Source organism: Streptomyces sp. NPDC031479, from assembly GCF_055581065.1.
On sequence record NZ_JBVIKC010000016.1, the window covers coordinates 44,602 to 59,597 of the forward strand.

14 protein-coding genes are annotated in these 14,996 nt (G+C 74.0%); 9 read left to right on the top strand and 5 right to left on the bottom strand.

Annotation, left to right across the window (positions count from 1 at the left end; genetic code table 11):
• Nucleotides 1-340: 340 nt before the first annotated feature.
• The 4 genes from rpsA to ACZ5D2_RS19600 all read left to right on the top strand — a co-directional run bounded on the left by rpsA (nucleotide 341) and on the right by ACZ5D2_RS19600 (nucleotide 4,195).
• Nucleotides 341-1,861 carry a 30S ribosomal protein S1 gene (rpsA, locus tag ACZ5D2_RS19585; RefSeq protein ID WP_371679049.1) on the top strand — a complete coding sequence of 507 codons (1,521 nt, stop codon included), beginning with the start codon at nucleotides 341-343 and terminating at the stop codon, nucleotides 1,859-1,861.
• Between the two features lie 179 nt (nucleotides 1,862-2,040).
• Complete coding sequence (locus ACZ5D2_RS19590; RefSeq protein WP_371679050.1) at nucleotides 2,041-2,979, top strand: PAC2 family protein; 939 nt, start codon at nucleotides 2,041-2,043, stop codon at nucleotides 2,977-2,979.
• Between the two features lie 81 nt (nucleotides 2,980-3,060).
• The gene (coaE, locus tag ACZ5D2_RS19595) at nucleotides 3,061-3,690 is read left to right on the top strand and encodes a dephospho-CoA kinase (protein ID WP_468930764.1); all 630 of its coding nucleotides are present in this window, start codon (nucleotides 3,061-3,063) and stop codon (nucleotides 3,688-3,690) included.
• 172 nt (nucleotides 3,691-3,862) lie between these two features.
• On the top strand, nucleotides 3,863-4,195 hold the full coding sequence (locus ACZ5D2_RS19600; RefSeq protein ID WP_371681308.1) for a tetratricopeptide repeat protein: 333 nt from the start codon (nucleotides 3,863-3,865) through the stop codon (nucleotides 4,193-4,195).
• 1 nt (nucleotide 4,196) lies between these two features.
• On the opposite strand, the gene ACZ5D2_RS19605 is transcribed toward ACZ5D2_RS19600, so the two are convergent.
• Entirely contained in the window at nucleotides 4,197-4,460 is a 264-nt protein-coding gene (locus ACZ5D2_RS19605) for a DUF6343 family protein (protein ID WP_371679052.1), read from the bottom strand.
• Nucleotides 4,461-4,943: 483 nt separating this feature from the next.
• On the opposite strand from ACZ5D2_RS19605, the gene ACZ5D2_RS19610 reads away from it, so the two are divergent.
• The gene (locus tag ACZ5D2_RS19610) at nucleotides 4,944-7,784 is read left to right on the top strand and encodes a DEAD/DEAH box helicase (protein WP_468930849.1); all 2,841 of its coding nucleotides are present in this window, start codon (nucleotides 4,944-4,946) and stop codon (nucleotides 7,782-7,784) included.
• Nucleotides 7,781-8,989, top strand: a complete 1,209-nt coding sequence (locus tag ACZ5D2_RS19615) for an SWIM zinc finger family protein (protein WP_371679054.1) — start codon at nucleotides 7,781-7,783, stop codon at nucleotides 8,987-8,989. The genes ACZ5D2_RS19610 and ACZ5D2_RS19615 overlap by 4 nt, the downstream gene beginning before the upstream one ends.
• Here the strand turns inward: ACZ5D2_RS19615 and ACZ5D2_RS19620 are convergent.
• Nucleotides 8,970-9,518, bottom strand: coding sequence for a hypothetical protein (locus ACZ5D2_RS19620; protein ID WP_371679055.1), 549 nt, complete (start codon nucleotides 9,516-9,518; stop codon nucleotides 8,970-8,972). The two genes, ACZ5D2_RS19615 and ACZ5D2_RS19620, sit on opposite strands and share 20 nt — an antisense overlap.
• 126 nt (nucleotides 9,519-9,644) lie before the next feature.
• Between ACZ5D2_RS19620 and ACZ5D2_RS19625 the strand changes: the two genes are divergently transcribed.
• Complete coding sequence (locus ACZ5D2_RS19625; RefSeq protein ID WP_371679056.1) at nucleotides 9,645-10,352, top strand: chaplin; 708 nt, start codon at nucleotides 9,645-9,647, stop codon at nucleotides 10,350-10,352.
• Nucleotides 10,353-10,387: 35 nt separating this feature from the next.
• Here ACZ5D2_RS19625 and ACZ5D2_RS19630 read toward each other — a convergent pair whose 3' ends face one another.
• Complete coding sequence (locus ACZ5D2_RS19630) at nucleotides 10,388-11,299, bottom strand: MBL fold metallo-hydrolase (RefSeq protein ID WP_371681310.1); 912 nt, start codon at nucleotides 11,297-11,299, stop codon at nucleotides 10,388-10,390.
• A gap of 141 nt (nucleotides 11,300-11,440) precedes the next feature.
• On the opposite strand from ACZ5D2_RS19630, the gene ACZ5D2_RS19635 reads away from it, so the two are divergent.
• A complete protein-coding gene (locus tag ACZ5D2_RS19635; protein WP_371679057.1) occupies nucleotides 11,441-11,869 on the top strand; it encodes a MarR family winged helix-turn-helix transcriptional regulator in 429 nt (142 codons plus the stop codon).
• A 7-nt stretch (nucleotides 11,870-11,876) separates the two neighbouring features.
• Here ACZ5D2_RS19635 and ACZ5D2_RS19640 read toward each other — a convergent pair whose 3' ends face one another.
• Both ACZ5D2_RS19640 and ACZ5D2_RS19645 read right to left on the bottom strand, forming a co-directional pair.
• On the bottom strand, nucleotides 11,877-12,530 hold the full coding sequence (locus tag ACZ5D2_RS19640) for a DUF2293 domain-containing protein (RefSeq protein WP_371679058.1): 654 nt from the start codon (nucleotides 12,528-12,530) through the stop codon (nucleotides 11,877-11,879).
• A 177-nt stretch (nucleotides 12,531-12,707) separates the two neighbouring features.
• Nucleotides 12,708-14,153 carry a WGR domain-containing protein gene (locus ACZ5D2_RS19645; protein WP_371679059.1) on the bottom strand — a complete coding sequence of 482 codons (1,446 nt, stop codon included), beginning with the start codon at nucleotides 14,151-14,153 and terminating at the stop codon, nucleotides 12,708-12,710.
• Nucleotides 14,154-14,245: 92 nt separating this feature from the next.
• Between ACZ5D2_RS19645 and ACZ5D2_RS19650 the strand changes: the two genes are divergently transcribed.
• Nucleotides 14,246-14,917, top strand: a complete 672-nt coding sequence (locus ACZ5D2_RS19650; RefSeq protein WP_371679060.1) for a nucleoside/nucleotide kinase family protein — start codon at nucleotides 14,246-14,248, stop codon at nucleotides 14,915-14,917.
• Nucleotides 14,918-14,996 lie beyond the last annotated feature (79 nt).

Here is a 14,996-nt window from a genome sequence, read left to right on the forward strand (position 1 = left end):
GGGGCCCGTCGTCGTAGTCTGCGGATGGGTTCTGGATTGCTCATCGGGGCGTCCCCGCCCACGAATTGTGCCGGTTGTGCGGCGATCTGCCCGCAGTGTGCGCCTTCGCGCATTGACCCTGTCCGGCTGCCCCCGTATGCTACAAGTTGCGCTGCGAGCCTGTGCTCCTCAGACCTAGCAGGCTGCGCTTGCTTCTGTTGATGTCCCCTCGGTTTTCGAGGCCCTGCCGCTTTGGCGGAACTGGGGCTTCCTTGGCTGTCCGGCTTCGGCAGTTGCCGATAAGGGCTCCCGGCGTAGCAGTACCTACGACTTTCTGTCCGTAACCGGAGCCCTTTCCCACATGACGAGCAGCACCGAGACCACCGCCACCACCCCTCCGCAGGTAGCGGTCAACGACATCGGCGACGCGGACGCGTTCCTCGCGGCCATCGACGAGACGATCAAGTACTTCAACGACGGCGACATCGTCGACGGCGTCATCGTCAAGGTGGACCGGGACGAGGTTCTCCTCGACATCGGTTACAAGACGGAGGGCGTGATCCCGAGCCGCGAGCTCTCGATCAAGCACGACGTCGACCCGAACGAGGTCGTCAAGGTCGGCGACGAGATCGAGGCCCTGGTTCTCCAGAAGGAGGACAAGGAAGGCCGTCTGATCCTGTCCAAGAAGCGCGCTCAGTACGAGCGTGCCTGGGGCACGATCGAGAAGATCAAGGAAGAAGACGGCATCGTCACCGGTACCGTCATCGAGGTCGTCAAGGGTGGTCTCATCCTCGACATCGGCCTCCGTGGCTTCCTGCCGGCCTCTCTCGTCGAGATGCGTCGCGTCCGCGACCTCCAGCCCTACGTGGGCAAGGAGCTCGAGGCGAAGATCATCGAGCTGGACAAGAACCGCAACAACGTGGTCCTGTCCCGCCGTGCCTGGCTCGAGCAGACCCAGTCCGAGGTTCGCCAGACGTTCCTCACCACCCTGCAGAAGGGTCAGGTCCGCTCCGGCGTCGTTTCCTCGATCGTCAACTTCGGTGCCTTCGTGGACCTGGGCGGCGTCGACGGTCTCGTGCACGTCTCCGAGCTGTCCTGGAAGCACATCGACCACCCGTCCGAGGTTGTCGAGGTCGGCCAGGAAGTCACCGTCGAGGTCCTCGACGTCGACATGGACCGCGAGCGCGTCTCCCTGTCGCTGAAGGCGACGCAGGAAGACCCGTGGCAGCAGTTCGCCCGGACCCACCAGATCGGTCAGGTCGTCCCGGGTAAGGTCACCAAGCTGGTTCCGTTCGGTGCGTTCGTCCGCGTGGACGAGGGCATCGAGGGTCTGGTCCACATCTCCGAGCTGGCCGAGCGCCACGTGGAGATCCCGGAGCAGGTCGTCCAGGTCAACGACGAGATCTTCGTCAAGGTCATCGACATCGACCTTGAGCGTCGCCGGATCTCGCTGTCGCTGAAGCAGGCCAACGAGTCCTTCGGTGCCGACCCGGCGTCGGTCGAGTTCGACCCGACCCTGTACGGCATGGCCGCGTCCTACGACGACCAGGGCAACTACATCTACCCCGAGGGCTTCGACCCCGAGACCAACGACTGGCTCGAGGGCTTCGACACCCAGCGCGAGACCTGGGAGCGTCAGTACGCCGAGGCGCAGGTCCGCTTCGAGCAGCACCAGGCGCAGGTCATCAAGAGCCGCGAGGCCGACGAGGCCGCTGCTGCCGAGGGCGCTGCCGCCCCGGCCGCCGGTGGCAACGCCGGTGGCGGCGCCAGCATCTCCGGTGGTTCGTACTCCTCCGAGGGTGCGGACGAGACCTCCGGCGCCCTGGCGTCCGACGAGGCCCTGGCCGCGCTCCGCGAGAAGCTGGCCGGCGGCCAGAGCTGATCGCAGCGCAGCACAGGCGTCGCGCCACGGCGTGAGCTGAGCTGAACGACGAGGCCCGTCCCCTCCGGGGGGCGGGCCTTGTCGCGTCGTTCTTCCTGTGAAAGCCGCCAACTGGGGAATGGCCGGGCCTCCTTGGACGTTGGCACCGGAGAACACGGCGCGAGGGAGGAGTGGTGAGGGTGCTTGATCCACAGGGTCTGTACGAATGGGACGCCAAGGGCCTGGCGGTGGCCGACCTGGCGCTCGCCCAGGACTCGGCCGGGCTGGTCATGCTCTACCACTTCGAGGGGTACATCGACGCGGGCGAGGCCGGCGAGCAGATCGTCGAGCGGCTCCTGGAGACCCTGCCGCACCAGGTGGTGGCCCGCTTCGACGCGGACCGCCTGGTGGACTACCGGGCCCGGCGCCCGCTGCTGACCTTCAAGCGCGACCACTGGACCGATTTCGAGGAACCCCGGCTGGAAGTCCGCCTCGTCCAGGACGCCACCGGCGCGCCCTTCCTGCTGCTCTCCGGCCCCGAGCCGGACGTGGAGTGGGAGCGCTTCGCCGTCGCCGTCCGCCAGATCGTCGAGCGGCTCGGAGTCCGGCTCTCGGTCAACTTCCACGGCATCCCCATGGGCGTCCCGCACACCCGTCCCGTCGGCATCACCCCGCACGGCAACCGCACCGACCTGATGCCCGGCCACCGCAGCCCCTTCGACGAGGCGCAGGTACCCGGCAGCGCCGAGTCGCTGGTGGAGTACCGCCTCGGCCAGTCCGGGCACGACGTGCTGGGCGTCGCCGCCCACGTACCGCACTACGTCGCCCGCTCCGCGTACCCGGACGCCGCGCTCACCGCGCTGGAGGCGATCACCGCCGCGACCGGGCTGGTCCTGCCGGCCGTCGCGCACGCCCTGCGCACCGAGGCGCACCGCACGCAGACCGAGATCGACCGGCAGATCCGCGAGGGCGACGAGGAGCTCGTCAGCCTGGTCCAGGGTCTGGAGCACCAGTACGACGCCGCGGCCGGGGCCGAAACCCGGGGGAACATGATCGCCGAGCCCGCCGAGATCCCGTCGGCGGACGAGATCGGCCGCGAGTTCGAGCGCTTCCTCGCCGAGCGCGAGGGCGAGGCGTAGGCAGCCGGGTACGGCGTGGGCGGGGCGGGTGGCCCTGGGGGGCCTGGTCTTCGCGGGCCGGCGGGGCCTAGGGTGCGGAGCATGCTGAAAGTGGGCCTGACAGGCGGAATCGGTGCCGGCAAGAGCGAGGTCTCGCGGCTGCTGGCGGGGTACGGGGCGGTCGTCGTGGACGCCGACCGGATCGCACGGGAGGTCGTGGAGCCCGGCACCCCCGGGCTCGCGGCCGTGGTGCGGGCCTTCGGGGACGGCGTGCTGACCGCCGACGGGGCCCTCGACCGGCCGAGACTGGGAGCCGTCGTCTTCGCGGACCAGGAGCGGCTGCGGACCCTGAACGCGATCGTCCACCCGCTGGTCGGGGCCCGGTCCGCCGAGCTGGAACGGGCCGCGGGCCCCGACGCGATCGTGGTGCACGACGTACCGCTGCTCGCGGAGAACGGCCTCGCGCCCCTGTACGACCTCGTCGTGGTCGTGGACGCCGCCCCCGGGACCCAGCTGGCGCGGCTCACCGCGCTGCGCGGCATGACCGAGGAGGAGGCGCGGGCCAGGATGGCGGCGCAGGCCACGCGGGAACAGCGGCTGGCGGTGGCCACGCTGGTCATCGACAACGACGGGCCGCTGGAGGCGCTGGAACCGCAGGTGCGCGCAGTGTGGAAGGAACTCGTGGCGCGGGCGGCGGAGCCCGCGGCTCCGGAGGTCCCGGCCGGCGACTGAGCCCGCGCGGTCGGCCGGCGGTGTGGAACAGGCGCGGCGACGGGGGGCGTTGAACGCGCCCCCGGAGGGAAGGAAAGACATCGTGTCCGATACCCCGCCCCCGCCGCCCCAGCAGCCGCCCGCCCCGGGCGCGGGCTCGGGCCCGCAGGAGACCAGCCCCGAGACCCACGTCATCGACTACCGGGCCGCCGAGCGGCTGCTCGCCGCCCGCGACCCGCGCGGCGCGCTCCGGCTCCTCGACTCCGTGATAGCCGCCCACCCCGAGAACACCGCGGCCCGGCTGCTGCGCGCCCGGGCCTTCTTCGCGTCGGCGCAGCTGCGGTCGGCGGAGCGGGAGTTCGCGCTGGTGCTGGAGCGCGAGCCGGACAACGCCTTCGCCCACTTCGCGCTCGCCCGGACCCACGAGCGGTCCGGGCGGCACGAGCAGGCGCGGCGCCACTTCCGGCTCGCCGCCGCCCTCGACCCGCAGCCCGAGTACCTGGCCGCGGCCCGTTTCGAGAAGTGACTCAGGGGCGGCGGCGGGGAGGCTCGTACGGGGGCACGTCCGGGCCCGGCTGGTAGTGCGGCCCCTGGTGGATGTGCCGCACGACGACGGCCATGTCCACCGCCGCGACCAGCACGAGGACCGCGCACGCCGCCGCCCACCCGGGCAGGCCGGCCATCGAGAACACCGCCGTCCCGGCGGCTCCCCACAGCAGCCCCCACAGACTCAGCCAGAGCCGCAGGCGCAGCGGGCTGCGGGCGGTCACCGGCTCGTTTCCGGTACGCATGGACATCGCCTCATGTCCATGGTCCCACCGGCCTTCCCCCTACGGGTCTCGGCGGCCGAGCCCGCGGTTTCGAGGGTGGAGGCCGCCGCCACCGGATGTGACTGCGAGTGGTGCTTCGACCTGCGCTGGAGCGGCCCCGGCGGATCCCCGGGCATCCTGCGGCCGGACGACTCCGGCCTGCCCTGGCGGACCAGCGCCCCGGCGGGGCGGCCCGTGTACGGGTTCGCGTGCGAGCGGGGCCGCCGGACCCGCCGACCGGTCGCGGGCCGGCCCCGTCCGCCCCGGCTGCTCGATTCGCCCCACCCGGCCGCCCGCGCCCGGCCGCCCGCCCCCACCCGGCCGCTCCGGCCGCCGTCACCGGGGGTGTCCGCGCAGGTCAGCGGCGGTTGTCAGAGGGTCCGCCTAGACTCGGCGGCAGTGGATCCGCCATGACCGGGCGGGGCCGGAGACCGGGGAGGGGGCGCCGTGAGCACACCGCAGACCATGCCGCAGCAGTACCGGCAGGGGCCGCCGCCCGTGCCCCCGTCGCCCCTGCTCCGCCGCGCCGCCGTGTTCCTTCCCGCCGCCGTCCCCCGTGAGGGCCGGATGGCCTTCTGGTGCCCCGAAGGGGATCCGCTGCCCGAGACCGGTACCCCCGGCCCGCTCCAGGTGGTCCGGCCGCACGGCGCTGGGGTGCGTACCCGTACCGTGCCCGCCGTGACCCTGTCCGTGGCCGAGGCCCTGCCCGTGCTCGTCGGGGCGCCCCACAGCCCCACCGCGCATCCCGCCACCCGTGCCTGGGGCACCGCCGCCCGGCTCGCGCTGTCCCTCACCGCGCGAGGCCGCCTGCTGCCGGGGCTCACCCCCGACGGGATCGACGCCTGGCGGGCCGGGCCCCTCGACGCCGAGGACGTCGCGTACCTGCGCGCCCTCGCGGCCGCCCTCCCCCACGAGGCGTACGCCACCCCGCTCGCCGGCCGCCGCCCGCTGACGCTGCCCGAACCGCAGGCCCTGGTCCGGGCGTTCCTCGACGCCGTGGCCGACACCCTGCCCCGTACCCCGGCCGCGCCGTTCGCCGCCGGGCGGCCGTTCGCCGCGCGGGAGCCGCAGCGGGTGCCGGGGATACGGGAGTGGGCCACGCAGGTCGCGGCCGGCGCCGATGCGGGGGTGGGCATCTCGCTGCGGCTCGACCTGTCCTCCTTCCGCCTGTTCGACGAGGCCGAGCCGGAGGACGTGCGCCGTGCCGGAGCCGCCGTCGTCCAGGTCCACAGCCTCGCCGACCCGACCCTGGTGACCGATGCCGGGCTGCTGTGGGCCGGGGCGGCCGCCGCCGGATTCGGCCCCCGCGCCCGGATCGACGCCGTGCTGGCGCTGCGCCGGGCCGCCCGGGTCTGGCCGCCGCTGCTGCGCCTGCTCGACCAGCCCGTGCCCGACGCCCTGGCCCTGTCCGACCCGGAGCTCGAAGACCTGCTGGGCGCCGCCGCGCCCCGCCTCGCGGCGGCCGGAGTCACGGTCCACTGGCCGCGCGAGCTGGCCCGTACGCTCTCGGCGACCGCCGTCGTACGGTCCACCGCGCCCGGTTCCGCCACCGACGGCACCGCGTTCTTCGACGCGGCGGGGCTGTTCGCCTTCTCCTGGGAGCTGGCCCTGGGCGGGGACCGGCTCACCCCGGGTGAGATGGACGCCCTCGCGCAGGCGCACCGGCCCGTGATCCGGCTGCGCGACCGGTGGGTGCGCGTCGATCCGGAGCTGGTGCGCAAGGCGCGCAAGCGGGAGCTGGGGCTGCTGGACCCGGTGGACGCGCTGGCCGTCGTGCTGAGCGGGTCCGCCGAGGTCGACGGGGAGAGCGTGCCGGCCGTCCCGGTCGGGGCGCTCGCCGCGCTGCGCGAGCGGCTGACGGGGGAGTTGGCGCCGGTCGCGGCGCCCGCGGGGCTGAGGGCGACGTTGCGGGACTACCAGCTGCGGGGTCTGGCCTGGCTGGACCTGATGACCTCGCTCGGGCTGGGCGGCTGCCTCGCCGATGACATGGGTCTGGGCAAGACGGTCACGCTGATCGCCCTGCACCTGCACCGCGCCCGGCCCGAGCCGACCCTGGTGGTCTGCCCGGCGTCCCTGCTGGGCAACTGGCAGAGGGAGATCGAGAAGTTCGCGCCGGGGACGCCGGTGCGCCGCTTCCACGGCACGGGCCGCAGCCTGGACGGGCCGGGCGGCGGCTTCGTGCTCACCACCTACGGCACCATGCGCGCCGCGGCCGCCCAGCTGGCCCGGCAGAGCTGGGGCATGGTCGTCGCCGACGAGGCCCAGCACGTCAAGAACCCGCACTCGGCGACCGCGAAGGCGCTGCGGACCATCCCCGCCCCGGCCCGCGTGGCCCTGACGGGCACCCCCGTCGAGAACAACCTCTCGGAGCTGTGGGCCCTGCTCGACTGGACCACCCCGGGCCTGCTGGGCCCGCTGACCGCCTTCCGGGCCCGCCACGCCCGCCCGGTGGAGCACCAGCAGGAGGAGGACGGGGGCAACGAGGCGGCGGTCGCCCGGCTGGCGGCGCTGGTGCGGCCGTTCCTGCTGCGCCGCAAGAAGTCCGATCCGGGGATCGCCCCCGAACTGCCGCCCAAGACCGAGACGGACCACCCGGTGTCCCTGACCCGGGAGCAGGCCTCGCTCTACCAGGCGGCGGTGGAGGAGGCGATGGCGGTGATCGAGTCGAGCGAGGGCATGGAACGCCGCGGCATGATCATGAAGCTGCTGGCCTCGCTCAAGCAGATCTGCAACCACCCCGCCCAGTACCTGAAGGAGGATCCGGCCCGGATCCCGCACCGCTCGGGGAAGCTCGCCCTGCTCGACGAGCTCCTCGACACGATCCTGGCCGAGGACGGCTCGGTCCTGGTCTTCACCCAGTACGTGACGATGGCCCGGATCCTGGAGAAGCACCTCACCGACCGCGGCATCCCCTGCCGGCTCCTGCACGGCGGCACCCCCGTCGCCCGCCGCGAGGAACTGGTCGACCTCTTCCAGTCCGGCGAGGTCCCCGTCTTCCTGCTCTCCCTGAAGGCCGCGGGCACCGGCCTGAACCTCACCCGCGCCGGACACGTCGTCCACTACGACCGCTGGTGGAACCCCGCCGTGGAGGAACAGGCCACCGACCGCGCCTACCGCATCGGCCAGACCCAGCCCGTCCAGGTCCACCGGATCATCGCCGAGGGCACCGTCGAGGACCGCATCGCCGAGATGCTGGAGGCCAAGCGCGCCCTGGCCGACGCCGTGCTGGGCTCCGGCGAGTCGGCGCTGACCGAGCTGACCGACCGGGAGCTGGCCGATCTCGTCTCCCTGCGGAGGCCGGCGTGATCACCGCGCGCGACGACCGCCGCCGCACCTTCGAGACGGTGCCCGCGGGCGTGGAGGCGCTCACCTGGTGGGGCCGTGCCTGGGTGGCCGCCCTGGAGGAGCGCGCGCACGACGCCGCCCGGCTCGCGCGGGGCCGTGCGTACGCCGCCGAGGGTCATGTCGACGCCGTCACGGTCACCCCGGGCCGGATCGTGGCGTACGTGCGGGGCAGCCGGGCCCGCCCGTACCGGACCGAGCTGTCGATGGGCGCCTTCACCGACACCGAGTGGGCCGAGGTCCTGGAGGCGGTGGCGGCGGACCCGACAGCCCTGGGAGCCCTGCTGGAGCGCGAGGTCCCGCAGTCCCTCGCGGGGACGGTCCTGCCCGGCGCGGGCGAGCTCGTCGTGCGCTGCTCCTGCCCGGACGTGGGGCGGCCGCCCTGCAAGCACGCCGCGGCCCTCTGCTACCGGGCGGCCCGGCTGCTGGACGCGGACCCCTTCGTCCTGCTGCTCCTGCGCGGCCGCGGGGAGCGCGAGCTCCTGGAGGAGCTGGCCCGGCGCAACGCGGCCCACGCCGCCCGCGAACAGCCCGACGCCGCACCGGACTTCCCCGGCGTCCCCGCCCGCGCGGCGGTGGTCCGTACGGTCCTGCCCCCGCTGCCCGCCCCGCTCGCCGCGCCCGCCGCCGTCGGCCTGCCGCCCGCCTACCCGGCGGATCCGGCCGCCCCGGACCCGCTGGCCCTGGACCAGCTCGCCACCGACGCCGCCGCCCGCGCCCTCGTCCTGCTCGGCACCGGAGCCGACCCGACCGGCGGGCTCACGCCGTGGCAGGACGCCGTCCGGCTGGCCTCCGCGCATCCCACGGCCGGCCTCACCGGCGCCGCCCGCACCCTGTACCGGGACCTGGCCCGGGCCACCGGCCGCACCAGCACCGACCTGGCCCGCGCCGCCGCGGCCTGGCGCCAGGGCGGCCTGTCCGCGCTGACCGTCCTCGACGAGCCCTGGGATCCGCCGGCCGGCCCCTTCGACCGGGCCCGGCCCGCCCTCCTCGCCGCCGGGCAGGGCTCCTTCCGCCCCGACCGCAACCGGCTCACCTCGGGCACCCGCCAGCTCCGCCTGAGCCGCGAGGGCCTCTGGTACGGCTACGAATCCCGTCCCGGCAGCGACGACTGGTGGCCCACCCCCGCCCCCGCCTCCACGGACCCCCTCACGGCCCTGCCCCGGTGACGGCGGCGGCCCACGTCGACAGGGCCGTGAAGTCGCGGTCGCGGAGGCCGTGGCGGGGGTGGACGCGCAGCAGCAGGGCCGGGGACGGATGGTGGGCGGCCACCCAGGCCCGGTCCTCCGCGGTGATCATGTCGTCGACCCAGGCGAAGGGGCGGCCGGCCGCCCAGTCCAGGAGGGGCCGGGTCTTCCAGAAGAGCCCGTCGGGGTCGCGGGCGAAGAGTTCCGGCCACTCGATGACCGGAAGATCGTCGGGAAGGCCTATGCGGGGGGCGATCAGGGTGTTGGCCTGGTGCGTCCAGGCCGTGGCCCAGGCGAGGTCGAAGGGCAGGGCCAGCAGCCGGGCCCCGTGGGTGGGGTGCAGCCGGACCCGCAGGCCGCGCCGGGCGCGGCGGGACTCCGGGTCGCGGTAGGAGAGCCAGACGTCGGGGCGCATGCGGTGGCTCGCGTACCCGCGCAGGGCGGCGAAGGGGTCGCGGAAGGGGTTGAGGGGGCCGTCCACGTCCAGGAGCAGCAGCGGTCGTTCCGTCATGAAATAGGCACTACCCAGTACACGATGGAGTGAAATGCCTACCGGCTCTATAACCCGAATGGGTTCACGGCGTTGTTTCCGGTGTGGGCGAGATGCCCCGAACCCCTTCGGAAAGCAGGAAATCTGATGCGTCACAGTCGTCGGAATGGCTTGATCGCGGCGATGGTCGCGGGCGGTGGACTGGCGGTCGCGGGGGTGGGCGCCCTCGCCCACGCCGACGCGGACGCGGGCGGGCGCGCCGAACGCTCGCCGGGCCTCCTCTCGGGGAACCTGGTGCAGTTGCCCGTGCACGTCCCCGTGAACGTGTGCGGGAACACGGTGAGCGTCGTCGGGGTGCTCAATTCCGCGAGCGGCAACCGCTGTGCCAACGGGTCCGCGGGCGAGGCGAATCCGCGGCCGCGGCCCGCCGGTCCGGCCTCGTCCGCGCAGGGGGCGGCATCCGCGTCCGGCAACGCGGGAGGAGCGGTCGCCGACGGACGCGGAAAGGATTCCCCGGGGCTGCTCTCCGGCAACGGCCTCCAGCTCCCCGTCGACCTGCCGCTCAACATCAGCGGCAACTCGGTGAGCGTGGTCGGGGTCGGCAACGCCTCCCAGGGGAACACCTCCGTCAACGGGCAGCAGCCCCCGACCGTCGGCAAGCCGGCCCAGCCGCCCGTCGCCGTGCGCCCCGTCACCCCGTCGGCGCCGCCGTCCGCGCCCGCCCCGGCCGTACCCCCGCTCCACACCTCGGCCCTGGCCCACACGGGCTCCGAGGGCCTCGGCTACCTGCTGCCCGGCAGTGGCGTGCTGCTGCTCGGCGGGGTCGTGCTCTACCGCCGGTTCCGCATGAACTAGGCCCTGCCGGCCGGTCCCGTCGACCCCGACGGGGGTCAGGCGTCCACGGGCTGCCAGGCCGGGCCGTCCCCGTCCTGGCGGACACGTCCGAACACCACGTCGGCGAAGTGGACGCCGAAGCCGATCGTGTCGGGCCGCGCCAGCTCGGCGACGAGACGCCGGCGGTGACCGGCGGTCAGGGCGGGGTCGTGGTCGAAGGCCGAGGACCACTCCGGGTGGTCGATCTGGATCGGGGAGTGCACCGCGTCGCCGAAGGCGATCAGGCGACGCCCGCCCCCGGTGATGACGTACTCGGCGTGCCCGACGGTGTGGCCGGGGGTGATCCGGACGTGGACGCCGGGGAAGATCTCCTGCCCGTCCGTGATCGTACGGACCTGCGGCGCCATGGCCGCGACCTGCTCGCCCGTGCCCTGGGCCTCCAGCAGGTCGCGCCTCTCCCACTCCGGCCCGGAGACCAGGAGGTCGGCGTGGGCGAACAGGAGCCCGTCGTCGCCGGGGGCGGGAAGGGACGCCCAGCCGAGGTGGTCGACGTGCAGGTGGGTGAAGGCGACCGCTTCGACGTCCTGCGGGCGGCGGCCGAGTTCGGCCAGGTGCTGCGGGAGGGCGCCCCCGTGGACCGTGGCGAGGGGGCCGTCCGGGGCCTCGTACCTCCGCGGGCCGAAGCCCGCGTCGATCAGGAGCGCGCGGTCGCCGTGCTCCACGAGCAGGCTGCCGATGCTCCCCACGAGGTGGCCGTCGGCGTCCAGGTACTCCGGGTGCGCGGCCCACACCTCGTCGGTGGTGTCCTGGAGCAGCGGCAGCGGCCGGAGCCGTACATCGCCGTCCGGAACGTACGTCACCTTCGTGTCGCCGAGCTGGATCGAGCGGATTCCCGCAGGCCGGCTCCGTCGTCCGTCCCGGGCGTCCCGAGTCACCTGAGCCGCCTGGGTCACTTGAGCCACCGTCACATCGGCCACGGGCCATCTCCTTTGATCTCGCGTCAGCCCGCCGCAGGTCCGTCCCGCGGCGACGGCGCCCACCATAAGCATCAAGCTCGAATGATTCAAGCTGTAAATATTCAGGCTTGATGGGTTTGATAGGGTGGCGGCATGACGACGTCACCCGATCCACAGCCCATCGCCGAGCGACAGCTGTGCGGTCTGGTGAACGGACTGGCCCAGCGGATCACCGAACACGTACGGGTGCGCGCCGCCACCCTGGGCCTCACCGCGGCCCAGGCGACCGCGCTGCGCGAGATGACCGGGCCGATGACCATGCGGGAGCTCGCCGAACGCATGACCTGCGAGCCCTCCAACACCACCTTCGTCGTCGACAAGCTGGAGAAGCAGGGCCTGGTCGAGCGCCATCCGCACCCCACCGACCGGCGCGCCAAGCACCTCGTCCTCACGGCCGAGGGCGCCGCGCTGCGGACGCGCCTGCTCGAACTCCTCGTCGTGGACTCCCCGCTGTCCGGGCTCACCGAGCAGGAGAAGCGGGTCCTGCACCAACTGCTGGAGCAGGCCGTCACCTCGCCGTGAACCGGCGTCAGGCGGCCGTGCGCCAGCCGTCCAGCACCGCGTCGATCAGGGGCGCCAGACGGGCGCGGGCGGCGAACCGGGGGACACCCGACATCAGCAACGCGTCGTACTCGGTGTCGGCGTGCCGCACGGCGGCCCGTACCGCCACCGACACCGCCTGCTCGTCCAGGGCCCGGCCCGCGGCGGTGCGGCCGACCCGGCCGCTGCCGCGCACCGAGGCGTGGGCGGCGATCGCCTCCGCGCGCTCGGGAGGGCATCCGGGGAACAGCCGCGTGATCTCGGCGGCGAACGCCGCCGTGAACCGGACGTCCTCGGCCGCGCGGCGCGCCCGGTCGCGCTCCCGGCGGCGAGCCCGGGCCTCGGCGTCCGCGAGGCAGGCGCGTTCGGCGCGGGCCAGGGCCGCGTCCTCGACCAGCAGGCCCTGGCGTTCGTAACGGCGCCGCCGCCGGTGCCGGCGCACGACGACGGCGGAGAGCGAACTGGCCTCCCGGGCGCGGCGGGTGAGCGCGGCGTCGCCCCGCGGCAGGTACACCAGGTGCCCCAGATCTGCACAGTCCAGGCAACGGGGCACACCGGCCTCGCGCACCAGACGGCGCAGCGGGCCCCGTCGGCACTCGGCACAGTGGATCTGCTTCAGCGACTCGAAAACGACGAGACTCATGCCGTTGTGATACCGCCGTGCGGTGCGCATATCACCTTGTCCGGAAAGGCAATCGGCCCTCCGTGACATCGGCCCGGACCTCGTGAGGTGCCCCCGGCGCGCACGCCCGCGGGGCCGTGCCGTGGTGACCCCCGTCCGCCACGGCACGGCCCCGCGGGCGCGCCCCCGCCGTGGTCCTCAGACCAGGCGGCGTATCTCGCCGCGCACCCGGTAGAAGCCCCCGGACGCCGGGTGCAGTCCGTCCACCACGTACCGGGCTCCGGCCTCCCGGATCCCGCGCGGGAACTGGACGTTCCAGGAGGGCTCGAAGCCCTCGGACACCACCTGCACGCGCATCCGGCCGCCCTGCTGCACGCACTCGACGACCACCGTGCCCGTCGGGACCGCGGCCACCGAGACCGTGGCCACCGCCGCGGCCGAAACCGCCGGGGTGAACACCGGCAGGGCCGCGGCCGACTTGACGTCCACCGGCGCCGGGACGGAACCCTGCTGGGCCGCCGCGATCGCCGCCTCGCTCGCGTCCACGCACACCAGGGACCCGTCCGTGGTGACCAGGTAGAGCCGCCCGTCCAGGTACTGCATGGACAGGGCCGAACCGCTGCCCGTGCCCAGCTTCCAGAGCCTGTTCCCCTCGGCGTCGAAGCAGTACACCGACGAGGCGAGGTCACCGGCGAACACGTGCCGCCCGTCCGGGGAGGTCGCGCAGGAGTACACGGCCGCGTCGCACCGGTACGAGGCCTCGACCGCGCCCGTCGCCTTCGACAGCCGCTGCACGCTGTTGCGGCCCGTCCCCGCGTACACCGCGTCCCGCTCCTGCCAGCCGAACAGCACCGAGCCGCTGGTGTTCGTGTGCCACAGCTGCCCGCCGCCGTCCGGGGCGTAGGCCGTCACCCCCAGGCTGTGCCCGTGGTAGACGGCCCGGTCGTCGGCCCGGACCATCCAGGCGTTGGACCCCGAGGACCTGCGCGACCACTGGAACTCGTCCTCGTGGTCGATGACCGTCAGACCGCCGTTGCGGTCCGCGACGTTCAGCACGCCCTCACGGATGTCGAGCCAGAAGATGTCCACGTCCGCCGCGATGTCGTACGCCCCGAACGGCACCTTGGAGGACAGGTCGTACACCGTGCCGTCGTCGCAGCCCGCGTATATCCAGAACTCGTCCGCGACCAGGCACTTCACCCCGTCCGGCAGCGAGTAGCGGGCCAGCACCTCACCGCCGTGGCTCACCGTGTAGACGTCGCCCGCCTGGTTGCCGACCCAGCAGCGGTCCTCGTCCACGTGGATGCCGAAGGCCGCGGAACCGGTGCGGAAGCGCCACAGCACCGGCGCCACGGCGCGCGCCGTCGACGGCGCCGAGGTCACCTGCCGGCGCGTCACCGCCCGCGCCGCCCGGGCCCCCCGCACCGCCGGCGCGTACCCCTTGCGGACCTTCTCGCCGATCTTCTTGGCGGCCGCGGCGCGGGCCTTGTCCGGCGTCGGGAACGAGGAGCCCTGCAACTGGCCGGTCGCGCCGATGCGCCCGTAACGCACCGAGACCTCGGTGCCGTCGACGGTCACCTCGTAGAACTTGTGCGCCGCGCCGTCCTCCTGGGACAGCTCCAGGTACGTCGTCTCCCGAGCCATGACAGACCCCTCCCCACGAGCCGGGCCAACGGCTCCTTCTCACCGGTGATCCCTCGTGAAAAAAGCTAAGGCCCACCACTGACAATGGGTCCGTGAAGCTCGAAGCGATCACCTGGCAGCGGATGGCGGAGCGGCTCGCCGGCCACCTCGACGACGTCCGCGCGGCCTCCCCCGACGGCGCCGGGACGGGGGTGTGGCAGCGCGTCGGCGTCGACGGCGCGCCCGCCGCCGACACCGGGCTGCTCGCGGGCCGGCTCGCCGACGCGCTGCGGCTGCGCGGCCGTTCGGTGCTCGTGGTCGCGGCCGGGGGGTTCCTGCGGCCGGCCTCGCTCCGCTTCGAGTTCGGGCGGGAGGACGTGGACGCGTACCTCGGCGGCTGGTACGACACCGGCGCGCTGTGGCGCGAGGTCTTCGGCCCGACCGACCCCGGCGGCAGCGGGCGGGTGCTGCCGGACCTCTGGGACCCGGTGACCGACCGTGCCACCCGCAGCCCCTACGTCGAACTGCCCGCCGGCGGCGTCCTGATCGTGCACGGGCCCCTCCTGCTGGGCCACTGGTTCCCCTTCGACCTCAGCGTGCACATCAGCCTCTCGCCGGGGGCGCTGGCCCGCCGTACGGAGGAGGGCGCGCGCTGGACCCTGCCCGCCTTCGCCCGCTACGCCCGCGAGACGGAGCCGGCCTCGGCCGCCGACGTGCTGGTACGGGCGGACGACGCACGGCACCCGGCGTGGACCGGGTGCCCCGGCCGGGCGGACACCGGGTGACCGGTGCTCCGGCGGGCCTTGCGGGCCTTGCGGGCCTTGCGGGCCTTGCGGGGCCTTGCGGGGCCTTGCGGGGCGGGCG